The 21,757-nt window shown below is 72.6% G+C and carries 19 protein-coding genes and 3 tRNA genes; 10 read left to right on the top strand and 12 right to left on the bottom strand.

All coding sequences use genetic code 11. From position 1 onward, the window contains the following. The first annotated feature begins 335 nt into the window (after positions 1-335). Together OOK34_RS18725 and OOK34_RS18720 are read left to right on the top strand one after the other, a co-directional pair. The gene (locus tag OOK34_RS18725; RefSeq protein ID WP_267035001.1) at positions 336-1,679 is read left to right on the top strand and encodes a carboxyl transferase domain-containing protein; all 1,344 of its coding nucleotides are present in this window, start codon (positions 336-338) and stop codon (positions 1,677-1,679) included. Between the two features lie 57 nt (positions 1,680-1,736). Continuing rightward, the gene (locus OOK34_RS18720; RefSeq protein ID WP_267035000.1) at positions 1,737-2,057 is read left to right on the top strand and encodes a putative quinol monooxygenase; all 321 of its coding nucleotides are present in this window, start codon (positions 1,737-1,739) and stop codon (positions 2,055-2,057) included. Here OOK34_RS18720 and OOK34_RS18715 read toward each other — a convergent pair. The 3 genes from OOK34_RS18715 to OOK34_RS18705 form a co-directional block, all read right to left on the bottom strand. Further along, a complete protein-coding gene (locus tag OOK34_RS18715; RefSeq protein WP_267034999.1) occupies positions 2,054-2,671 on the bottom strand; it encodes a hypothetical protein in 618 nt (205 codons plus the stop codon). The two genes, OOK34_RS18720 and OOK34_RS18715, sit on opposite strands and share 4 nt — an antisense overlap. Positions 2,672-2,732: 61 nt before the next feature. Next, positions 2,733-3,803 (bottom strand): esterase-like activity of phytase family protein, encoded by a 1,071-nt coding sequence (locus OOK34_RS18710; protein WP_267034998.1) that lies wholly within the window; start codon positions 3,801-3,803, stop codon positions 2,733-2,735. Positions 3,804-3,942: 139 nt separating this feature from the next. After that, on the bottom strand, positions 3,943-4,758 hold the full coding sequence (locus OOK34_RS18705) for an AraC family transcriptional regulator (protein WP_267034997.1): 816 nt from the start codon (positions 4,756-4,758) through the stop codon (positions 3,943-3,945). Between the two features lie 48 nt (positions 4,759-4,806). Between OOK34_RS18705 and OOK34_RS18700 the strand changes: the two genes are divergently transcribed. After that, positions 4,807-5,181: a cupin domain-containing protein gene (locus OOK34_RS18700; protein WP_267034996.1), complete on the top strand. Its 375-nt coding sequence runs from the start codon at positions 4,807-4,809 to the stop codon at positions 5,179-5,181. A gap of 85 nt (positions 5,182-5,266) precedes the next feature. Here the strand turns inward: OOK34_RS18700 and OOK34_RS18695 are convergent, their stop codons facing one another. Continuing rightward, entirely contained in the window at positions 5,267-6,520 is a 1,254-nt protein-coding gene (locus OOK34_RS18695; protein ID WP_267034995.1) for an MFS transporter, read from the bottom strand. 251 nt (positions 6,521-6,771) lie between these two features. Between OOK34_RS18695 and OOK34_RS18690 the strand changes: the two genes are divergently transcribed. Beyond that, positions 6,772-7,881 carry a glutamate--cysteine ligase gene (locus tag OOK34_RS18690; RefSeq protein WP_267034994.1) on the top strand — a complete coding sequence of 370 codons (1,110 nt, stop codon included), beginning with the start codon at positions 6,772-6,774 and terminating at the stop codon, positions 7,879-7,881. A gap of 73 nt (positions 7,882-7,954) precedes the next feature. Here the strand turns inward: OOK34_RS18690 and OOK34_RS18685 are convergent, their stop codons facing one another. Continuing rightward, positions 7,955-8,941: a helix-turn-helix transcriptional regulator gene (locus OOK34_RS18685; RefSeq protein WP_267034993.1), complete on the bottom strand. Its 987-nt coding sequence runs from the start codon at positions 8,939-8,941 to the stop codon at positions 7,955-7,957. Positions 8,942-9,422: 481 nt separating this feature from the next. Between OOK34_RS18685 and OOK34_RS18680 the strand changes: the two genes are divergently transcribed. Then, a complete protein-coding gene (locus tag OOK34_RS18680) occupies positions 9,423-9,659 on the top strand; it encodes a hypothetical protein (protein ID WP_267034992.1) in 237 nt (78 codons plus the stop codon). Between the two features lie 112 nt (positions 9,660-9,771). Here the strand turns inward: OOK34_RS18680 and OOK34_RS18675 are convergent. The 3 genes from OOK34_RS18675 to OOK34_RS18665 form a co-directional block, all read right to left on the bottom strand. Beyond that, positions 9,772-9,845, bottom strand: a tRNA-Ile gene (locus OOK34_RS18675). A 184-nt stretch (positions 9,846-10,029) separates the two neighbouring features. Then, positions 10,030-10,102: transfer RNA gene (locus OOK34_RS18670), tRNA-Asn, on the bottom strand. 5 nt (positions 10,103-10,107) lie between these two features. After that, positions 10,108-10,180 (bottom strand) — tRNA-Asn (locus tag OOK34_RS18665). Between the two features lie 145 nt (positions 10,181-10,325). Here OOK34_RS18665 and OOK34_RS18660 point away from each other — a divergent pair. The 4 genes from OOK34_RS18660 (at position 10,326) to OOK34_RS18645 (ending at position 15,946) form a co-directional block, all read left to right on the top strand. Next, positions 10,326-10,625 (top strand): YtxH domain-containing protein, encoded by a 300-nt coding sequence (locus OOK34_RS18660; protein ID WP_267034991.1) that lies wholly within the window; start codon positions 10,326-10,328, stop codon positions 10,623-10,625. Between the two features lie 40 nt (positions 10,626-10,665). Continuing rightward, positions 10,666-12,132, top strand: a complete 1,467-nt coding sequence (locus OOK34_RS18655) for an FGGY-family carbohydrate kinase (protein WP_267034990.1) — start codon at positions 10,666-10,668, stop codon at positions 12,130-12,132. 161 nt (positions 12,133-12,293) lie between these two features. After that, entirely contained in the window at positions 12,294-14,027 is a 1,734-nt protein-coding gene (locus OOK34_RS18650) for an ABC transporter ATP-binding protein (RefSeq protein WP_267034989.1), read from the top strand. Next, positions 14,024-15,946: an ABC transporter ATP-binding protein gene (locus tag OOK34_RS18645; protein WP_267034988.1), complete on the top strand. Its 1,923-nt coding sequence runs from the start codon at positions 14,024-14,026 to the stop codon at positions 15,944-15,946. The genes OOK34_RS18650 and OOK34_RS18645 overlap by 4 nt, the downstream gene beginning before the upstream one ends. Positions 15,947-15,995: 49 nt before the next feature. Here the strand turns inward: OOK34_RS18645 and OOK34_RS18640 are convergent, their stop codons facing one another. After that, complete coding sequence (locus OOK34_RS18640; protein WP_267036807.1) at positions 15,996-17,132, bottom strand: RNA polymerase sigma factor; 1,137 nt, start codon at positions 17,130-17,132, stop codon at positions 15,996-15,998. A 173-nt stretch (positions 17,133-17,305) separates the two neighbouring features. Beyond that, entirely contained in the window at positions 17,306-19,390 is a 2,085-nt protein-coding gene (locus OOK34_RS18635; protein ID WP_267034987.1) for a molybdopterin oxidoreductase family protein, read from the bottom strand. 163 nt (positions 19,391-19,553) lie between these two features. On the opposite strand from OOK34_RS18635, the gene OOK34_RS18630 reads away from it, so the two are divergent. Continuing rightward, entirely contained in the window at positions 19,554-20,126 is a 573-nt protein-coding gene (locus OOK34_RS18630; protein ID WP_267034986.1) for a Uma2 family endonuclease, read from the top strand. 7 nt (positions 20,127-20,133) lie between these two features. Here OOK34_RS18630 and OOK34_RS18625 read toward each other — a convergent pair whose 3' ends face one another. Both OOK34_RS18625 and OOK34_RS18620 read right to left on the bottom strand, forming a co-directional pair. Beyond that, positions 20,134-20,931: a glucose 1-dehydrogenase gene (locus OOK34_RS18625; RefSeq protein ID WP_267034985.1), complete on the bottom strand. Its 798-nt coding sequence runs from the start codon at positions 20,929-20,931 to the stop codon at positions 20,134-20,136. A 36-nt stretch (positions 20,932-20,967) separates the two neighbouring features. After that, positions 20,968-21,582 carry a vancomycin high temperature exclusion protein gene (locus OOK34_RS18620; RefSeq protein ID WP_267036806.1) on the bottom strand — a complete coding sequence of 205 codons (615 nt, stop codon included), beginning with the start codon at positions 21,580-21,582 and terminating at the stop codon, positions 20,968-20,970. Between the last annotated feature and the right edge of the window lie 175 nt (positions 21,583-21,757).

Raw genomic sequence — 21,757 nt, 5'->3', positions numbered from 1 at the left:
CTCGACTGGGCTGTGACGGACCCGTCCCTTGGCCTTGGACCGTGCCGTTCTTTTGGGGGTTTCCCGGCAGTCTTCGTTTTTTCGGGGCGGGACGGTCTGTCAAGGGTGGCCGAAGGCCATCGCGAAGCGACGCGAACGAAGTGAGCGCCCTTGACAGGCCGGCCCGACGCGGAAGGACGATGAGACTGACGGGAAACCCCCATACCCTCCCTGAGACCGCCCAGGGGCCGCCGCCCCACCGCCCCGCAGACAGGGAGGCGGGGCTCGGGGGGAGATAGCGGGCGCGGGCTGGGAAAAGGGGCCGCGCATCCGGCGGCGCCGCCTAGGGTGGCGGCGTGACGACCCGTCTCTCGGCCCGTGCCGCCATCGCCGCCCTCACCGACCCCGACAGCTTCGCCGAGCTCCCCGCGCCCCGCGCGGAGTCCCCCGACGACGGCCCCATCGGCTGGACCGGCTACGACGCCTCCCGCGCCCGCGCCACGGCCCGTACCGGTGAGCAGGAGTCCGTCGTCACCGGCACCGCCCTGATCGGCGGCCACGAAGCCACCGTGATCTCCTTCGAGTTCGGCTTCCTCGGCGGGTCCCTCGGCCACCGCACCGGAGACCGGCTCGAGGCCGCGTACCGCCATGCCCGGGAGCACCGCCTGCCCCTGGTGTCCCTGATCGCCACCGGCGGGTCCCGGATGCAGGAGGGCATGCTCGCGCTGACCCAGCTCCAGCGCGTGGCCCGGCAGTGCGTGCTCACCCGGGCCGCCGGGCTCCCGCAGATCGCCGTGCTGCGCGATCCCACCACGGGCGGCGGCTGGGCCACCCTCGGGGCGGGGGCCGACGTGGTGCTGGCGCTGCCCGGGGCGCAGGTCGGCTTCGCCGGGTCCCGGGTGCGGCCGGCGGACGCCGATCCGGCGGCCTACACCGCCGAGGGGCAGTACGCCGCCGGGCACGTCGACGCCGTCGTGCCCGCCCCGGAGCTCCCCCGGGCCGTCGCGGACTGGCTGCGCGTGCTGGCCGCGCCCCGCCCCGCCGGGGCGCCCGCGCCCCCGGCCGCGCTGGCCCGCGTAACGCCCCCGGAGACCGGCTGGGACGCCGTCCGGCAGGCCCGGCACCCGGACCGCCCGCGTGCCGGGGCGTACCTGGAGGCCTACTTCGAGCTGCGCCTGCCGCTGCGCGGGGACCGGGCCGGGGCCGCCGACCCCGGGATGCTGTGCGGGTTCGGGCTCCACGAGGGCCGGGCGGTGGCGTACGCGGCCCAGTGCGGCACCGCCACCCGCCCGGCGGGCTACCGTACGGCGGCCCGGGTGATCCGCCTCGCGGACCGGCTCGGGATCCCGGTGCTCACCCTGGTGGACACCCCGGGCGCGGCCAACGACGCCGCGGCCGAACACGCGGGCGCCGGTCCGGCCATCGCCGACACCTTCGCGGCGCTCGCGGAGGCCTCGGTCCCGGTGACCACCCTCCTGATCGGCGAGGGCGGCTCCGGCGGGGCACTCGCACTGGCCGCGCCCGGGAACACCTGGGTCACCCCGGACAGCTACTTCTCGGTCATCGCCCCGGAACTGGCGGCGGCCATCCTCAAGCGCCCCGCCGAGGAGGCCCCCGCCACGGCGGACCAGCTCCGCATCCGCCCCCAGGACCTGGTCGCCCTCGGCGTGGCGCGGGGGATCGTCGCCCCCCGCGACTGATCTCACCCAGCGAAAGGCGCCTTCCGCCGGCGGAGTTGGCGGCATACGCTCCGCCGCATGTCACAGCCCGTGCAACTCGTCATCCTGATCACCACTCTGCCCGGTCGCGGCCCTGAGCAGATCGCGGCGTACGAACGTCTCGCCCCGGTCGTCCGGGCCGAGGACGGATGCCTGCGCTACGACCTGCACCAGGTGAGCGGCGATCCCGACCGCTTCGTCCTCGTCGAGCGGTGGGCGTCGAAGGCGGCGCTCGCCGCGCACGACGTCACCCCGCACATGGTCGAATCCGACGCCGCCTGTGCGGCGTTCCGCGCCGGTCCCGCAGAGGTCATCGAGCTCGCGCCCGAACCGCTGGGCCACGCGACCGTCGCTCCTTAGGGCAGACCCACCAGCCCCCAACCGCGGCGGGCGGCCTCCGTGGTCACGCCGCCCCATTCACGCAGGAGCGCGGTGAAGTCCTCGAAGGTGTCCGGGCGGCCTGCCCAGCCCTCGCACTCGGCGGCGAACGGTTCGCGCAACTCCTCGAGGCGGGACTCCACCCGCGCCCAGGCGCGGGCCTTTCCTGGTACTGCCTCAGGCGGGCACACCAGAAGGACACACGGGTACCGGGGGTCGGCGGTCGGCGGGAAAAACCCTCCGCCGCCGGTCAGCGCAGGGTCGTCGGCCGGATCCGCGTCCCAGATCAGACCGGCGAGAAAGGTGTCCATGGCCTCGCGCACGGATGCGTCGAGGAGGAGCCGCATGTCGGCCCATCCATCACCCGCGCGCCAGTGCGGGCGATAGGCGCCGGTGGTGGTGAAGAAGACGTACTCGGCGCACCATGCGGACCCCTGATCTGCGGGCCACAGCCAGCCGCCGGCCGACCTGCCCCTCCGGTACTCCTCGTCGAACTCCGATGACCAGATGTCGTCCAGTGCCTCGATCCGCTTGTCGACGGGGATGGCCCTCAAATGCTCCCAGTCCGTCATGAACAGCGTGAGATCCAGACCCATGGCGGCAGCATAGGCAGGCCCCGCGCAACAAGCCGAGGCGGGCCGGCGCTCCCGCCGCGGGTCAGCCGAAGCGGCGCGCCGGCAGCCGGACGTCCACCGTGTACAGCCGGGTGATCTGCTGCGGGAACTCGTTGTCGTCGCTGGCCAGCAGCAGCCGCACCCGGCCGGGTCCGTCGTAGTCGGTGGCGACCATGGCCTCGACGTTGTCGACGAGGGGATGGTTCTGCGGCAGCTTCGACGGGGCGCCCAGTGTCGGGCAGTCGCCCAGGTCCCCGATCGGCGTCTTGCGGGCGAGCCGCAGGCCCCGGCCCTCGGCGAGCGTCTCCACCTTCGAGGTGTCGCTCGCCCCCTGGGGGTCGGCGACGTACAGCCGTACCGTGATGGCGAACTCCCGCGTGAAGCCGCGCTCGAGGACGATAAGGCGGCCGTCGCGGGTCGGCGCGAGCTCGACCAGGCCGTGGCCCGGGTCCACGGGGTAGGCGTACTGCCTGCCGAGGACGAACTCCCCGTTCGCGCGCCGCTCCCAGGTCTGGATCCGCTGGAGGGTGCGGCCCTGCGCGTCCTTGCCGTCGCCGGCCAGCGCGCCTTCCACTCCCGCGACCAGGGTGTGGCCGCCCGGCAGCAGGGTGAGCGACTCGAAGGTCTGGTTGGCCGTGGCCCGGCCCTCGGGGGCGAGCCTGAAGGCGGGCGGGACGGGGAGGGTGGCCAGTACCTCGCCGGTCCGGCTGTAGCGGCGGATCGCGGGCGCGGTCTCGTCGGTGATCAGGTAGGTCCCGTCCCGGTCGACTACCACGCCCTCCGAGTCCGTGATCTTCCCGGCGCCGTCGGTAAGCGGCAGCCGCGCGGTGGCGGTGGCCGTGGGGGTGTTCCCGCCGGCCACCTCCAGCCGGTAGAGCGCCGACTTGTCGGAGACGGCGGCGACGGTTCCGTCCCGATGGTCGAGCGCGAGCCCGGATATGCCGCCGACCAGCTTCCCGTCGAGCAGGCTCTTGTCGAGGGAGTCGGAGAAGCCGGCGACGGACAGGTACGGGGAGCAGGCCCGGTCCTTCGGGGCCGCGGTGGCCGTGGGCACGAGAGCGCCGGAGAGCGCGGCGGTGGCCACCGCGGTGGTGACGAGCGTACGAAGGCGCATGTCGGCCTTCCTCCTGGGTGTTCGGCGGCGAGGGTGGAGGTAGTGGAGGTAGCGGATGTACTGCCGAACTGTCATATGTCTGATCGAAATAAAAGGGAAGGCTCGGCAGCGGCACGGCAACGAACTCGCCAACTCCCGTTCACACGCGGCCGGACCGGGCGAACCTCGCCGGGCTGATCCCGACGTACCGCCCGAAGTGCCGGGTCAGGTGCGCCTGGTCGTAGAAGCCCGCCGCCGTCGCCGCACGGGCCGCCGGCATCCCCGCCAGCAGCAGCTCCCGCGCCCGCGCCACCCGGCGCCCCGTCAGGTACGCGTGCGGGGGCAGCCCGTAGGCCTGCCGGAAGCTGCGGATCAGGTGGGTGGGGTGGACTCCGCCCAGCGCCGCCGAGGCCTCGGCCAGGGTGATCCCCTCGCCCGACCGCGCGTCCAGCAGCTCGCGCAGCCGTACGGCGACCCGCGCGCGCGGGGCCTCGTACGGCACGGGCCCCAGCCCCTCCAGCCACCGGCGCAGCCGCTCCCCCACGAAGGCCAGCCGCGACTGCGCCTCGAAGGGGTCCGGATCCCGCAGGGCCTGGTGCAGGCCGTGCACGCGCTCGCGCAGCGCCGCGTCGTACAGGATCGGGGCGTCGACGGCGGCGCCGGTCAGGGGCTCGGGCAGCACCGAGGTGTCCAGGTACAGCACCCGCTTGCGGAAGCCCGCCTCGGTCACGGTCCGCCCGTCGTGGACCACCCCGGGCGGGAGCAGGATCACGGACTCCGAGACCCCTGTGCCGTACCGCTCCCGCTCGAGGGCGAAGTCCACCCGGCCGCCGTCCAGGATCATCAGGGCCCAGGTGTCGTGCACGTGGGCCGGGTACGCGTGCTCCGTGAAACGGGCGTGGAAGACCTCGGCGATGCCGGCGACCTGCGGCTGCCAGGCGGAGACGGTGCTGCGCGGGCGGGGGGCGGCGGGCATGTCAGGAACGTACAAGACCGGCCGCCGGGATGCGGCGAGTCTGTCCCCATGACGCAGACTCAGAAGGCCGAGAAGGTCAACATCGCCGAGAAACTGGCCGGCTTCACCGAGCAGTGGGCCCAGCGCCGGATCGCCCGGGTCAACGACTACGACGTCAACGTGGCCAAGCTCCAGGGCGAGTTCATCTGGCACACCCACGAGGACACCGACGAGCTGTTCCTCGTGGTCAGCGGCACCCTCACGATCCACCTCCGCGACGGGGACGTGGTCCTCGGCCCCGGAGAGCTGTACGTGGTCCCGCGCGGGGTCGAACACTGCCCGGAGGCGGTGGAGGAGACGTCGATCCTCCTCTTCGAGCCGACCGGCACCCCGAACACCGGCGACCAGGGCGGCGACCGCACGCGGGCGCCGGTCAACGCCTGAGCCCTGGCCGGGCGGAGCCCCGGGGCCTTCAGCCTCGCCGGAGTTTGAGGCGCGGGGTCCGGGGCGCAGCCCCCGCCGGCCCGGGTTACGCCTCGGGCGCGCGGGCGTCGTAGCGGGCGAACGCGCGCCACCGCGCGGCGAGCCCGCACAGGACGAGCACGCACGCCAGCCCCCCGCCGGTGACGGCGACGGCCGGGGAGGTCAGGTCGGCGACGGTCCCGGCGAGGAAGTCCCCGAGCCGGGGCCCGCCCGCGACGACCACGATGAAGACGCCCTGGAGGCGTCCCCGCATGGCGTCCGGCGTCGCCGCCTGGAGCATCGTGCTGCGGAACACCATCGAGATGGTGTCGGCGCACCCGGCCAGGGCCAGGAAGAGCAGCCCGAGCCAGAGGTTGCGGGTCAGGCCGAAGACGGCGATGGCCAGCCCCCACGCCCCGACGGAGAGCAGGATCGCCAGCCCGTGCCGCCGGATCCGCCCCTGCCAGCCGGAGAACAGCCCGCCCAGCAGGGCGCCCACGGCGGGGGCGGCCACCAGCAGGCCGACCGTCTTGGCGTCGCCGCCGTACCAGAGCACGGCGACGGCCGGGAACAGCGCCCTCGGGTGCGCCAGCACCATGGCGGCCATGTCGGAGAAGAAGGTCATCCGGATGTTGGGCCGGGTCCCGAGGAAGCGCAGCCCGTCCAGTACCGAGGCCCGCCCCTTGCGGCCCTCCGGCAGCATCGAGGGCAGGCGCCACATGGCGTACAGGGCGGCGACGAAGGTCACCGCGTCGATCAGGTACGCCGCCTGGTACCCCCACCAGCCGACGATCAGGCCGCCCAGCACCGGGCCCAGCATCGTCCCGGAGGTCATGGTGACGGAGCCCAGCGCGTTGGCGGCGGGCAGCTGCTCCGGCGGCAGCAGCTTCGGGATCATGGCCGAGCGGGCGGGCCCGTTCAGCGCCCCGCAGACGGCCTGGAGCGCGACGATCGTGTAGAGCAGCCAGACCCGGTGGTAGTCGAGCAGCGCCGCGACGGCCAGGCCGGCGGACAGGACGGTGAGCCCGATCTGGCTGTAGAGGCCGAGCTTGCGCCGGTCCACGGTGTCGGCGATGGCTCCGCCGTACAGGCCGAAGGCGACGAGCGGGACGAGCGAGAAGAGCCCGACCAGTCCGACGGAGAAGCTGGAGCCGGTGATCTCGTAGACCTGGAGCGAGATCGCCAGGGCGGTCATCGCCTGGCCCATCCAGGAGATGGTGCCGCCGACCCACAGCCGCCGGTAGTGGGCGGAGCTGCGCAGCGGCGTCAGGTCGGCGAATATGCGCCGCTCGGGCCGGGGAGGGGAGGCGGTTCCAGTCACAGGGGATGGTAACCGGGGCGTACTCGGGCGGTCCTCGAGCGCGCGGCCCCGTCCGCTCACGCGCACCGCTCTCCCCACCCGGATCCGGGGCCCCAGAGCGGGGTCGGTCTTACCGCTAACCCGCCACTATCACCCGACATTTGACCGGATCGACGTACCCTCCACGCCTCCTGTTCAGCTCATGATGAAAAGACTCGTATGTCCAGGGAGGCGTAGTGATCGAACCTGGCAACAGCACAACGAGCACCACCGTGAGCGGCGTCACGGCCCCCCTCACGGTCGGGGTCGAGGAGGAGTTCCTGCTCGTCGACGCCCGCACCCTGCGGGTGGTCCCGGCCGCACCGCTCGTCCTCGCCACCGCCGCCGGGCTCCCGCAGCAGCTGCATGCCGAGGGGACCCGGTACCAGGTGGAGATCTCCACTCCCGTCGCGGATTCGGCGGTCACCCTCCGCCATGAGCTCGCCGTCCTGCGGCGTGCCGTCTCCGCGGCGGCCCGTGAGCACGGCTGCCGGCTGCTGGCCTCCCCCTCGCCGGTCCTGGCGGTGGAGGGGCCCCTGCACCTGACCGACGACGAGCCGCGCCAGCGCGAGCAGCACCGGCGGTTCGGCGCCCTGACGGACACCCTGGTCAGCTGCGGCCGGCACATCCACATCGGCACCCTCGACGTGGATACGGCGGTGGCCGTGTCCAACCGGGTCAGACCATGGCTGCCCACGCTGATCGCGCTGGCGGCCAATTCCCCCTTCTGGGGCGGCCGGGACACCGGGCACTCCAGCTGGCGGGCGATGGCCTGGTCGGGGTGGCCCTCGGCGGGACCTCCCCCGCACTTCACGTCCACGGCCCACTTCCGGCGCTCCGTGCAGACCCTGCTCGGCTCCGGGGCGGCCCTGGACACCAAGATGGTCTACTGGGACCTCCGGCCCTCCGGGAACTGGCCCACGCTCGAGATCCGGGCGCCCGACATGTCCCCGGACATCGACACCGCCGTCCTCCAGGCCGAGCTGGGGCGCGCCCTGGTGTCCTCGTCCCTGCGGGCGATCGCCGAGCAGCGGCCGGATCCGCCCGTACGGGACGACGTACTGCGTCTCGCGCGCTGGCGGGCGGCGCACGACGGTCTGGAGGGGTTCGGTCTGGACCCGTACACGGGCGCCGAGATCCCGGCGGCCGACCTGGCGGAGGCGCTGCTCGACCTGGTCGCCCCGGATCTGGCCGCCGCCGGCGACCTGGACCACGCGGCGAAGACCCTGGGCGGGCTGCTGCGCGACGGATCGGGCGCGGCCCGGCAGCGTACGGCCTTCGCCCGCCGGGAGGACCTGACGGACGTGCTGCGCCACCTGGTGGAGGAGACGGAGAACTTCTAGCCGGTCCTCCGGGACGACCACGGCCGCGGGTGCCCGCTCCAGGCACCCGCGGCCGCGGCGTTCGGGGCCGGTCTCAGAGCCAGCCGCGCTGGGCGGCGCGCAGGCCGGCCTCGAAGCGGCTGGTGGCGTTGAGCCGCTCCATCAGCGCGGACATCTGGCGGCGGACGGTGCGCAGGGAGACCCCGAGCCGCTTGCCGGCGGCTTCGTCGGTCAGGCCGGAGGCCAGCAGCTTGAGCAGCTCCCGTTCGCCCGCGGTGATCCCGTCCTCGGCGGCCTGCTCGCGGGCGGCGCCGAGCGGTACGGCCTGTTCCCAGGTCTGCTCGAAGAGGCTGACGAGGGAGGCGACGATGCCGGGCGCGGTGGTGCACAGGGCGCCGAGCCGGGAGTTCACGGGGTCGATGGGGACCACGGCGGTCTTCCGGTCGAAGATCACCAGTCGGGGCGGCAGCACCGGGCTGGTGCGGACCTGGGCCCCGAGGTCGGTCTCCCACTGCACGTAGGCCAAGGTGGCCGGGTCGTTGCGGACGCTGTCCTGGTAGACCGACCGCAGCTGGACCTTGCGTCTCAGCGCGTCCTCGTCCAGCGGTCTGGAGGCGTCCAGGCTGGCCTGGGACTGGGCGCCGCCCGGCATGATCGACAGGCATTCGACGGTGAGTTCCCGGGCGAGGACCTCCAGCCGGGACTGGATCGCGTCGAGGCCCACGAGCCGTTCGGCGCCGTCTGACTCGGTGTTCGGCCGCAGCCCCGCGAACTCCGCGACGGCGCGCGCCGCGGCCGCCTTGCTGACCGCCAGCTCCTGCTGACGGCGGATCAGGTCCTCCTCCTGACGGCGCAGTATCTGTTCCAGCCCCGCCTCCGGGCTGACGGCCCGTAGCCCGCCCGCGTTGTCGCGCGACGGGGTGAGCAGGTCGAGGTCGACGAGCCGGTCAAGCCCCTCTCGCACCTGCGTTTCGGTCATGCACAGCCGTGCGCACAATTCGGCCACTCCGCCGGTCGGATCGGCGAGCATCTCCCGGTAGACGGCCTCTACGTACGTGTCCAGCCCCAATGCTTCCAGCATGTGTGCCCCCCGGCCTGGATGGTGTCGACGGACGACTTCTCGCCGACGTGTCCTGATCCTAAAGCCGTGCAGGTCGGAGCCCTAGGGGGTGTCTTGTAGGTCAGGCCGGGCTCGCGGCGCCTGGCACCGCACCTCGCCGCGTTCTCGTCGGTCGCCAACGTCCCCCAGCTACCGCTGGGAGGTGCCCCCACCGCGTTGACTCCCTCCTCGGCCTTGCGATGCACGGCACCTGGGGGCACCTCCCAGCGGTAGCTGGGGGAGCCGCTCCCTGATCCGGCCTGACCCACAAGACACCCCCTAGAGGCACCAAGGTGCCAGTCACTTTGGTGCCATCGGTTCCCCCTTCTGCGGCTCCGCCGGGGCCAGCAGGATGGTGTTCACCGGGACGGCGGGGCAGGAGCCCCACCCCAGGCCAGGGCCGAAAGGCCGGACCGGTGCAGCGCGCGCCAGACCGCAACCGTTCGTGTTCCAGGGGGATTCCATGTCTCGCACCGCTCGCCTGATCGCTGCCGCCGGCCTCACCGCCCTGCTGTCCTGCACCGCGGCCGCCGTGGCGGTCACCACCGCCCCGGGCACCATCGGGTGGGACTCGGTCCAGGCCGCCACGGCCCCCGGCACCATCGGCTGGGACTCGGTGCGGGCGGCCGGCCCGGCCACCCCCAAGACGATCGGCTGGGACTCCGCCGCCACCGACAAGGGCACCATCGGCTGGGACTGACCCGCCGCCCCACCGCGACCCGGACGCCCCGAAGTGGCGAGCGCCACACCGACACCCACCCCTGAACGCCAAAGCCGCAGGTGCAATCGTTTCTGCACCTGCGGCTTACATGTGGGGCGGGTGGGACTCGAACCCACGGCCGACGGATTATGAGTCCGCTGCTCTAACCGGCTGAGCTACCGCCCCTTTACGGCGTGGCGCGTACATGTGTGCGCGCCGTCTGCCGCAGCATAGCCGCTCATACGATCTCCTGCCTCGGATGCCCCGCATGATCGGCTGCGCCTGCTCAGAGAGACCGCGCCGAAGGCTGCCCGGTTCCCGGATCAGGGCAAAAAGAAAGAGGACCCTCCCGGGCCCTCTTCTCTTCCTGCTCCCCCGACTGGACTCGAACCAGTAACCTGCCGGTTAACAGCCGGCTGCTCTGCCAATTGAGCTACAGGGGACTGCGCTCCCCCGACTGGACTCGAACCAGTAACCTGCCGGTTAACAGCCGGCTGCTCTGCCAATTGAGCTACAGGGGATTGCTGCGGTGCACCGAACAGCCCACCTCCGGCCTTGCCGGGGGGCGAGCGCCCGTTGCGAGTCATAGATTAGCGCAAGCAGGGGGGTGCTCCGCCAATCGGTATCGCAGCAGGCCGGGCACCGAGACAACGAAGGGTGGCAGGCATGCGCTACAAGGTCACGTTCCTCGCCGGACTAGCCCTGGGATACGTGGTGGGCACGGCCGCGGGGCGCGAGCGCTTCGAGGAGATGAAGAAGTCCGCGCGGCGGGTCGCGCAGAACCCGGCGGTGCGCAACGCCGCCGAGAGCGCGGGGCAGGCCGGGCGGCAGTTCGCGGGCAAGGCCTTCGCCGCGGTGGGCGACAAGGTCGGGGACGCCGTGCCGGACTCCGTGGCGAAGCACGTGCGCTCGCTGCGGGAGCGGGGACAGGGTTCCGAGGACGAGTGGGGCACGAGCAACACCTGAGGCGGCTGGTTCCGGCCCGGCGTGCGGCAGAATTCTCCGCATGGGGATAGTCGCCGGGCTGGACAGCTCTTCCACCTTCACTCGCATCGTCGTCTGTGACACGGACACGGGAGCGGTGCTGCGCCAGGGCTACGCGCCCCATCCGCAGCCCGCCGGTGACACCGTTCCCCACGAGACCGATCCACAGGCCTGGCTGCTCTCCCTCGGCGAGGCCGCCGGGGGCGGGCTGCTGGAGGGCGTCCAGGCGATCGGGGTCTCCGCGCAGCAGCACGGCGTGCTGCCGCTGGACTCGCAGGGCGCGCTGGTGCGGCCCGCGCTGGTCGGCAACGACAAGCGCGGTCAGGCCGCCGCGGCCGACCTGGTCGAGGCGCTCGGCGGCCGGGCCGCCTGGATGGCGGCCGTGGGCTCGGTCCCGCACTCCGCGCAGCCGATCGCGAAGCTCGCCTGGCTGGCCCGTACCGAGCCGGAGGCCGCGCGCCGGGTGGCGGTGCTGATGTCCCCGCACGACTGGCTCGTCTGGCAGCTGCTGGGCCGGCCCGCCCGCCGCACCACCGACCGGGCCGGCGCCTCGGGCACCGGGTACTGGTCGGCGGCCACCGGCGCGTACCGCCCCGACCTGGTCGAGCTGGCGCTCGGGCGCCAGGCGCTGCTGCCCGAGGTGCTCGGTCCCGCCGACGCCGCCGGGATGACCCCCGAGGGGCTGCTGATCTCCGCCGGGACCGGGGAGACCACGGCGGCCGTGCTCGGGCTGGGCCTGGGTCCGGGGGACGCGGTGGTCTCGCTGGGGGCCTCCGGGTCGGTGATGGCCGTGCACCACGAGGCGCTGGCGGACCCGGGCGGCCTGATCACCTCCCTCGCCGACGCGGGCGGCATGCACCTGCCGGTGGTGAACACCTCGAACGCCGTACGGGCCCTGCGGGGCACCGCCGATCTGCTGGGCACCGACCTGGAGGGGCTGAGCGCGCTCGCGCTGAAGTCGACTCCGGGTGCACACGGGCTCGTACTCCTGCCGTATCTGGAGGGAGAGCGGACCCCGAACCTGCCGCACACCGCGGGCACCCTGTCCGGGCTGCGCCGGGACTCGATGAAGCCGGAGCACCTCGCGCGGGCCGCCTTCGAGGGCATGCTGTGCGGGCTGGTGGACGCCCTCGACGTGCTGCGGCACCGGGGCGCCCAGGTCCGCCGGGTGTTCCTGCTCGGGGCCGCCGCCGAGCTGCCCGCCGTACAGGCCGCCGCTCCGGGGCTGTTCGGGACGCAGGTGGTCGTGCCCGCTCCGGCGGACTACGCGGCGCTGGGCGCGGCCCGTCAGGCGGCCTGGGCGCTCGGGGTGCGCCAGGGCACGCTGGCCCCGCACACCCCGCCGGTCTGGCCGGCTCCGGCGGCCCAGGTGTTCGAGCCGGGCGAGGAGTTCGCGGCCTGGCAGGCGGTGCGCCAGCAGTACGTGACGACGCGGGAGCAGCTGCACCCGGGGGCCTTCCAGGAGCCCGGCCACACGGGCGGGTTCTAGGCCGGTTGGCGGCCACGGGCCGGGTCCTGGCACCAAGGGGTCGCCGGCACGAAGCGGCCTACTCCTTTTGACCGGGCTTTGCGAAAAGCGGTAGGGATCGGGCCGCCGGTTGGCACAAGATGGAGTGAACCCCCTCGATCTTGCCTACCCGGAGCCTGCGCGTGCTCATACGACTGCTGCGGACCCACCTGGGCCCGTACAAGAAACCGATCGCCGCACTGGTCCTGCTGCAACTCCTGCAGACCAGTGCGAGCCTCTACCTGCCCACGCTCAACGCGGACATCATTGACAACGGTGTCGTCAACGGGGACACCGGCTACATCCTGCGCTTCGGTGCGCTGATGCTCGGTGTCTCCCTCATCCAGCTCGTCTGCAACGTCGGGGCCGTCTACTACGGAGCCCGCACCGCGGCCGCGCTCGGCCGGGACGTGCGGGCCGCCGTCTTCGACCGGGTGCAGAGCTTCTCCGCACGGGAGATGGGCCAGTTCGGCGCCCCTTCGCTGATCACCCGTACGACGAACGACGTCCAGCAGGTCCAGATGCTGGTGCTGATGACCTTCACCCTGATGGTCTCGGCGCCGATCATGTGCGTCGGCGGTATCGCCATGGCGCTCTCGCTCGACGTGAAGCTGTCGGGCGTGCTGCTCGCCGTGGTGCCCGTGCTGGGCATCTCGGTCGGTGCGATCGTCTTCAAGACGCGCCCGCTGTTCCGTCAGATGCAGGACCGTCTGGACGTGGTCAACCGCGTGCTGCGCGAGCAGATCACCGGCAACCGGGTGATCCGCGCCTTCGTCCGCGACGGCTACGAGGAGGAGCGTTTCCGCAGGGCGAACTCGGAGCTGACCGGTGTCTCGCTGGCCTCGGGCAAACTGCTCGCCCTGATGTTCCCCGTCGTCATCCTGGTCGTGAACATCTCCAGCGTGGCCGTCATCTGGTTCGGCGCGATGCGCGTGGACAACGGCGACATGGAGATCGGCCAGCTGACGGCCTTCCTCGCCTACCTGATGCAGATCGTCATGGCCGTGATGATGGCCACCTTCATGTTCATGATGGTGCCGCGCGCCGAGGTCTGTGCCGAGCGCATCCAGGAGGTCCTGGACACCGAGTCCAGCGTGGTCCCGCCCGTCGACCCGGTGCGTACGCTCGCCCGGCGCGGGCAGCTGGAGCTGCGCGGCGCCGACTTCCGCTACCCCGGCGCCGAGGTCCCGGTGCTGCGCGGGGTGGACCTGGTGGCCCGCCCCGGCGAGACCACCGCGGTGATCGGCTCCACCGGCAGCGGCAAGTCCACGCTGCTGGGGCTGGTCCCCCGGCTGTTCGACGCGACCGGCGGCGAGGTCCTCGTCGACGGGGAGGACGTACGCCGGCTCGACCCGGAGCTGCTGGCCCAGACGGTCGGCATGGTCCCGCAGAAGCCGTACCTGTTCTCCGGAACCATCGCTTCCAATCTCCGCTACGGGCGCCCCGACGCGACCGACGAGGAGCTGTGGCAGGCCCTGGAGGTGGCCCAGGCCAAGGACTTCGTGTCCGAGCTGGAGGCCGGGCTGGACGCGCCCATCACCCAGGGCGGTACGAACGTCTCCGGCGGCCAGCGCCAGCGCCTGGCGATCGCCCGCACGCTCGTGCAGCGCCCGGAGATCTACCTCTTCGACGACTCCTTCTCGGCCCTGGACTACGCGACGGACGCGGCGCTGCGCGCGGCGCTCGCCCGCGAGACCGAGGACGCGACGGTGGTCATCGTCGCCCAGCGGGTCTCCACGATCCGCGGCGCCGACCGGATCATCGTCCTCGACGAGGGCCAGGTGGTGGGTGAGGGACGCCACCACGAGCTGATGGCCGGCAATGAGACCTACCGGGAGATCGTGCTCTCCCAGCTGACGGAGGCGGAGGCCGCATGAGCGGGCCCGGAGGACGGATGATGACGGGGCCGGGCCAGCGGTCCATGGACTTCAAGGGGTCCGGCAAGCGCCTGCTGGCCCAGCTGGCGCAGGACCGGGCCAAGTTGTGGGGCATGGTCGCGGCCGTGGTCGGCAGCGTCGGCTGCGCGGTGGTCGGGCCGAAGATCCTCGGCGAGGCCACCGACCTGGTGTTCGCGGGGATCGTCGGCCGGCAGATGCCGGACGGGCTCACCAAGCAGCAGGCGCTGGACGGGCTGCGGGACAAGGGGCAGGGCGGGATGGCGGACATGCTGTCCGGCACCGACTTCACCCCGGGGCAGGGCATCGACTTCGGCGCCGTCGGGGTCATGGCGCTCTGGGCGCTGGTGGTCTTCACGCTGGCGGGCCTGCTGATGCTGGTCGCGACCCGGCTGTCGAACCACGTGATGAACGGCACCGTGTACCGGATGCGCGAGGAGCTGCAGGCGAAGCTGTCGCGGCTGCCGCTGTCGTACTTCGACCAGCAGAAGCGCGGCGAGGTGCTGAGCCGGGCGACGAACGACATCGACAACATCGGCCAGACGCTCCAGCAGACGATGGGGCAGCTGATGAACTCGCTGCTCACGATCGTCGGCGTGCTGGTGATGATGTTCTGGATCTCGCCGCTGCTGGCGCTGGTCGCGCTGGTGACCGTACCGGTGTCGGTCGTGGTCGCCGCGAAGATCGGCAAGAGGTCGCAGCCGCAGTTCGTGGCGCAGTGGAAGAGCACGGGCACGCTCAACGCCCACGTCGAGGAGATGTACTCCGGCCACTCGCTGGTGAAGGTCTTCGGGCGGCAGAAGGAGTCGGCGGCGGTCTTCGCCGAGCAGAACGAGGAGCTGTACCGAGCCTCCTTCAAGGCGCAGCTGGTCAGCGGGATCATGCAGCCGGTGATGTTCTTCATATCGAACATCAACTACGTGCTGGTCGCGGTCGTCGGCGGTCTGCGGGTGGCCTCGGGCACCCTGTCGATCGGTGACGTGCAGGCCTTCATCCAGTACTCGCGCCAGTTCTCGATGCCGCTGTCGCAGGTGGCCTCGATGGCGAACCTCGTACAGTCGGGCGTCGCCTCGGCGGAGCGGGTGTACGAGCTGCTGGACGCGCCCGAGCAGGAGCCGGACGTCGAGGTCGCGGAGCGTCCGGAGGAGCTGCGCGGCCAGGTCACCCTCGACAAGGTGGCCTTCCGCTACGAGCCCGACAAGCCGCTCATCGAGAACCTCTCGCTGACGGTGGAGCCGGGGCAGACGGTCGCCATCGTCGGCCCGACGGGCGCCGGCAAGACCACGCTGGTCAATCTGCTGATGCGGTTCTACGAGGTCACGGGCGGGGAGATCGCCCTCGACGGGGTGGACATCGCGAAGATGACCCGCGAGGAGCTGCGCGGCGGGATCGGCATGGTGCTCCAGGACACCTGGCTGTTCGGCGGCACCATCGCGGAGAACATCGCGTACGGCGCCTCGCGCGAGGTCACGCGCGCCGAGATCGAGGAGGCCGCGCGGGCGGCGCACGCGGACCGTTTCATCCGCACCCTGCCCGACGGCTACGACACGGTGCTGGACGACGAGGGCGCGGGCGTCAGCGCGGGCGAGAAGCAGCTGATCACCATCGCCCGGGCGTTCCTGTCGGACCCGGTGATCCTGGTGCTCGACGAGGCGACCAGCTCGGTGGACACCCGTACCGAGGTGCTGATCCAGAAGGCGATGGCGCGCCTGGCGCACGGTCGTACGTCCTTCGTGATCGCGCACCGGCTGTCCACGATCCGCGACGCCGACGTGATCCTGGTGATGGAGAGCGGATCGATCGTGGAGCAGGGCACGCACGAGGAGCTGCTGTCCTCGGGCGGTGCGTACGCGCGGCTGTACGCGGCGCAGTTCGCGCAGGCGGTCGTCGAGGTCGACTGACCCCGGCGGCTGGGGGTGGGGGCGTCCTCGGGGGCGCCCCTTTCCCGTTTCAGTCCAGGTAGCCGCGCAGCTGGTCGGCGAAGGCGTGGTCGCGCAGTTTGTTGAGGGTCTTGGACTCGATCTGGCGGATCCGCTCGCGGGTCACGCCGAAGATCCGGCCGATCTCCTCGAGGGTGCGGGGCCGGCCGTCGGCCAGCCCGTACCGGAGCTGGACCACCTTGCGCTCGCGTTCGCCGAGGGTGGAGAGCACGGCTTCGAGGTGCTCGCGCAGCAGGAAGAACGCGGCGGATTCCATGGGGGAGGCGGCGTCGCCGTCCTCGATGAGGTCGCCGAGCGCGACGTCGTCCTCCTCGCCGACGGGGGCGTGCAGGGAGACGGGCTCCTGCGCCAGGCGGAGCACCTCCAGTACCCGCTCGGGGGTCAGTTCCAGGTGGACGGCGACCTCTTCGGCGGTGGGTTCGTAGCCGCGTTCCTGGAGCATGCGGCGCTGGACGCGCACGACGCGGTTGATCAGCTCGACGACGTGGACGGGTACGCGGATGGTGCGGGCCTGGTCGGCGAGGGCCCGGGACATCGCCTGCCGGATCCACCAGGTGGCGTAGGTGGAGAACTTGTAGCCGCGGGCGTAGTCGAACTTCTCGACGGCCCGGATGAGTCCGAGGTTCCCCTCCTGGACCAGGTCGAGCATGGTGAGGCCGCGGCCCACGTAGCGTTTGGCGACGGAGACGACGAGCCGCAGGTTCGACTCGATGAGCCTGCGTTTGGCCATGCGGCCCATGACGACGAGCGTGTCGAGGTCGAGGGCGAGCCGGGAGTCGAGGTCGGTGGCGCCGGCGAGCTTCTCCTCGGCGAAGAGTCCCGCTTCCACCCGCCGGGCGAGTTCGACCTCCTCGACGGCGGTCAGGAGCGGGATCCTGCCTATCTCGCGCAGGTACTGGCGGAAGAGGTCGGCGGAGGGCCCGCTTCCCGCCCCGCTGTCGCGGGCTGGCCGCGGGCGCTGCGGGGGCACCTTCTCGATGAGTTCGAGGACCTCGGGCTCGGCGTCCACGGCCCCTTCGGCGGCTTCCTCAGCGGCCCCTTCCACGGCCCCGGCCCCGGGATCGGGGTCCGGGTCGGGATCGGCGGCGTCGGCGACGGCGGCTACGGCGGGGCGGCTCACGTTCACGGTCAGGGTCCGGGTCTGCACGGGGGCGACCTCCAGGGCTCCGAGGACGGTGGCACCGCACCTCAGTGTGGGGTACGACACATCGCTGCCACGAGGGGCGTGCGAGCACTTTCTGAGCCCGCGGTGTGACGGATGGTTACCCCCCGGCGGGAACCCCGATGCGGATCGGACTCATGTCCGATCCGGCCGCGGGGCTACGCGGGCTCCACGCGGACCGCGCAGACCTTGAACTCCGGCATCCGCGAGACGGGGTCCAGGGCCGGGTTGGTGAGGGTGTTGGCGCGGCCCTCGCCGGGCCAGTGGAACGGCATGAACACGGTGTCCGCGCGGACGGTGTCCGTGACGCGGGCCGGGGCGACCGCGCGGCCCCGGCGGGAGGTCACCACCAGCGGGGCGCCGTCGGTCACACCGAGGCGGGCCGCGAGGCGCGGGTGGAGTTCCACGAAGGGGCCGGGGGCGGCGGCGTTGAGTTCGGGCACGCGGCGGGTCTGCGCCCCGGACTGGTACTGGGCGACGACCCGGCCGGTGGTGAGCAGCAGGGGGTACTCGGCGTCGGGGACCTCGGCGGACTCGCGGTGGGAGACGGCCACGAAGCGGGCCCGGCCGTCGTCGGTGGCGAAGCGGTCCAGGAAGAGCCGGGGCTGTCCCGGGGAGCCCTCGGGGCAGGGCCAGAAGACGCCCTGTTCGGCTTCGATGCGGGCGTAGGAGATGCCGGAGTAGTCGGCGGGGCCGCCTTCGGAGGCGCGGCGCAGTTCCCCGAAGACCTCCTCGGCGTCGGTGGGGAACCCCTTCTCCACGCCGAGGCGGGCGGCGAGCCCGTGCAGGACCTCCAGGTCGGTGCGGACCCCCGGCGGCGGGGTGAGGGCCCGGCGGCGCAGCAGGACGCGGCCCTCCAGGTTGGTGGTGGTGCCGGTCTCCTCCGCCCACTGGGTGACGGGCAGGACCACGTCGGCGAGCGCGGCCGTCTCGGAGAGGACCACGTCGGCCACGGCGAGGAAGTCCAGGGAGCGGATGCGGTCCTCGATGTGGGCGGCGCGGGGTGCGGAGACCACCGGGTTGGAGCCCATGAGGAGGAGGGCCTTGACGTCGGTGCCGAGGGCGTCGAGGAGTTCGTAGGCGCTGCGGCCGGGGCCGGGCAGGCTCTGGGGGTCGACGCCCCAGACCCGCGCCACGTGTTCCCGGGCCGCCGGGTCGGTGAGCTTGCGGTAGCCGGGGAGCTGGTCGGCCTTCTGGCCGTGCTCGCGGCCGCCCTGGCCGTTGCCCTGGCCGGTGAGGCAGCCGTAGCCGGAGTGGGGGCGGCCGGCCCGGCCGGTGGCGAGGCAGAGGTTGATCCAGGCGCCGACGGTGTCGGTGCCCTTGGACTGCTGTTCGGGGCCGCGGGCGGTGAGCACCATCGCGGAGGTGGGGGCGCAGAACATCCTCACGGCCTCGCGGAGCTTCGGCACGGGGATGCCGGTGACGCGCTCCACCAGCTCGGGCCAGTGGGCCATGGCGGCGGCGCGGGCGTCCTCCCAGCCCGTGGTGCGGGCGGCGATGAACTCCTCGTCGGTGCGGCCTTCGGCGACGACCAGGTGCAGCAGTCCGAGGGCGAGGGCGAGGTCGGTGCCGGGGCGCGGGGCGAGGTGCAGGTCGGCCTGCTCGGCGGTGCGGGTGCGGCGGGGGTCGACGACGATCAGGGTGCCGCCGTTGGCCTTGAGCTCGGTGAGGTAGCGCAGGGCGGGCGGCATGGTCTCGGCCAGGTTGGAGCCGACGAGGATCACGCAGCCGGTGCGCGGGATGTCCTCCATCGGGAAGGGCAGGCCGCGGTCGAGCCCGAAGGCCCGCTGGTGCGCGGCGGCGGCCGAGGACATGCAGAAGCGGCCGTTGTAGTCGATCTGGGAGGTCCGCAGGGCGACGCGGGCGAACTTGCCGAGGGCGTACGCCTTCTCGTTGGTCAGCCCGCCGCCGCCGAAGACGCCGACCGCGTCGGGGCCGTACGCGTGGCTCGTGCGGGTGAGGCCGGCGGCGACGGCGTCGAGGGCCTCCTCCCAGGTGGCCGGTACGAGCGGGCCGCCGGCGTGGGTGCGGACGAGCGGCTCGGTCAGGCGCACCCGGGAGGAGAGCACGGCGGGGGCGGTGCGGCCCTTGCCGCACAGGGCGCCCCGGTTGACGGGGAAGTCGGCCCGCTCCTCGACCGTCACCGCGTCCTCGCCCGCGCCGGCGGCGGTGGGGCGCAGGTTCATCCCGCACTGCAGGGCGCAATAGGGGCAGTGGGTGGCGGTGGCCGTCGCGGAGTGCATGTCCCTCAGGGTGTGCCGGGGGTGTTACGCGGGGGCTTCACCTCGCGTTACACGTAAGGCACGCCGACCTCCCAGGCTCCGGCCCCGCGCGGTGAGCCGCACCCGATGACGCCCCGTCCGCCGCCGGGCGTAGCTAGGGGGTGGGCCAGGAGTGGAGGAGACCATGACCGCCGCGCTTCCCGAGTGGCTCTACCCGCCGCGCCCCAGCGGCTGGGAGGCCGACGACCTCGACCACATCCCGAACCTGCCCCGGCATACCGAGCTGATCGACGGGGCGCTGATCTTCATGGTGTCCCCCCAGCGGTCTTGGCACGACCGTGTCATCCGCCGTCTGACGGCCGCGCTGGAGGACCAGGTGCCGGAGGGGAGCACGGCCGAGGCACAGATGACCGTGCGGCTCAGCCCGAAGAGCCGCCCCGAGCCCGACGTCATCGCCGCGACCGTCGCCTACGACCCGGACCGGACCTGCTTCCTGCCCGAGGACGTCGCGCTGGTCGTCGAGGTGGTCTCCGACGAGTCGCAGGAGCGGGACCGGGAGACGAAGCCCTTCAAGTACGCCCGGGCCGGGATCCGGCACTTCTGGCGCATCGAGGAGGAACAGGGCCTCCCGGTGGTCCACGCGTACGAGCTCGACGACACGACCCGCACCTACGTCCCCACCGGCATCCACCGGGAGCACCTCAAGACGAGCGTGCCCTTCGGCATCGACATCGATCTGGCACGCCTCGCGCGGTGAGGCCGGGCTACGCGCCGCGCAGGGCGCGGACGGTCAGGCCGGCCGTCCAGCCGCCGTCGACGGCGAGTTCGGCGCCGGTCATGTATCCGGCGGCGTCGGAGAGGAGGAAGGCGACGGCGGCCGCGATCTCCTCCGGTATGCCGACCCGGCCCAGCGGGGCGCCGGGGTAGTTGCCCTCGCCGGCCTGGATGCCGACCGGGGCGGTCATCGGGGTCAGCGTCATGCCGGGGTGGACGGAGTTGACGCGGATCCTCGCCTCGGCGAGCTCGACCGCGCCGATCTTCGACAGTCCGCGCACGCCCCACTTGGAGGCGCCGTAGCCGGCGGTGAGGGCGAGGCCGGTGAGGCCGGCCGCGGAGGAGATGTTGACGATGGAGCCGCCGCCGTTCGCCCGCAGCAGCGGGATCGCGGCCTTGATGCCGATGAACACGCCGACCAGGTTGACCTCGACGACCTGGCGGAAGTGCTCGACGCTCTCGTGCTCCAGGAACTGGCCGGTGGCTATGCCGGCGTTGTTGACGAGCCCGTCGATCCGGCCGAACTCGGCGACGGCGTACTCCAGCGCGGCCTGCCAGTCGGCCTCGCTCGTCACGTCGTGCCGCAGGAAGCGGGCCGCGTCGCCGAGCTTCGCGGCGGTCTCGGCGCCCTCGGCCTCCAGCAGGTCGGTGATCAGTACCTTGCCGCCGCCGTCGACGACGGCCTGCGCGGCCGCCGCGCCGAGGCCCCGGGCCCCGCCGGTGATGACGACGACCTTGCCGCTCAGATCCACAACAGCCACGGTTCCACACCCCTGACGCAGACACATCGGTATATGACTAATCGGTATAGGCCGATCGCGGCGTCAGTCTGCCAGAGCGGCCAGGACCCGCGACACCCCCTCCTCCTTCGGCCCGAGGAACCTCGGCTCCGGCTGGAAGGCCGCGTCGAGGAATGCCTTGCCGGCCGCGGCGACCTCGCGGACGCCGCCGTAGTACCAGGTGGCATCGTGCTCGTCGTCGACGCCGACCCCGTAGGACTCCACGCCGGCCGCCTGGCACAAGGCCACCGCCCGGTGGATGTGGAAGCCCTGGCTGATGAGCACCGCGCGGCGCACTCCGAAGATCTCCCGGACCCTCACGCAGGAGTCCCAGGTGTCGAAGCCGGCGTAGTCGCTGACGATCCTGTCGTCCGGTATGCCGTGCCCCCTGAGGTACGTCCGCATCGCACCCGGCTCGTCGTACTCGCTGCGGCTGTTGTCCCCGGTCACCAGGATCACCTTCACCTTGCCCGTGCGGTACAGCTCCACGGCCGCGTCGAGCCGGTAGGCCAGGTACGGGGTCGGCCGGCCCTTCCACAGCCCCGCCCCGAACACCACCGCCACCCCCGCGTCGGGCGCCGCGGCCGTGGTCCGCAGCCGGTCGGCGGCGACGGCGTGGGTCCACGTCGAAGGCAGCAGCGCCAGCACGCAGAGCGCCATCACCGTCTGCACGGCCCGCCGCCGCACCCGCACCGTACGCAGCCACCGCGCCCACACGGACACGGATGCGTACACCGACACCCCCGCTCGCTCCGGCTTGCTCATGGCCGATCCCCCCTCGTTCCACACGCCTTTCGCACGGATTGACGAACCGGCCCGGCCCTCCAGTTCCGCT

This window comes from Streptomyces sp. NBC_00091 (assembly GCF_026343185.1).
Classification (GTDB): domain Bacteria; phylum Actinomycetota; class Actinomycetes; order Streptomycetales; family Streptomycetaceae; genus Streptomyces.
The sequence above is the reverse complement of the archived record's forward strand: the minus strand, read 5'-3'. Positions and strand labels throughout refer to the sequence as shown.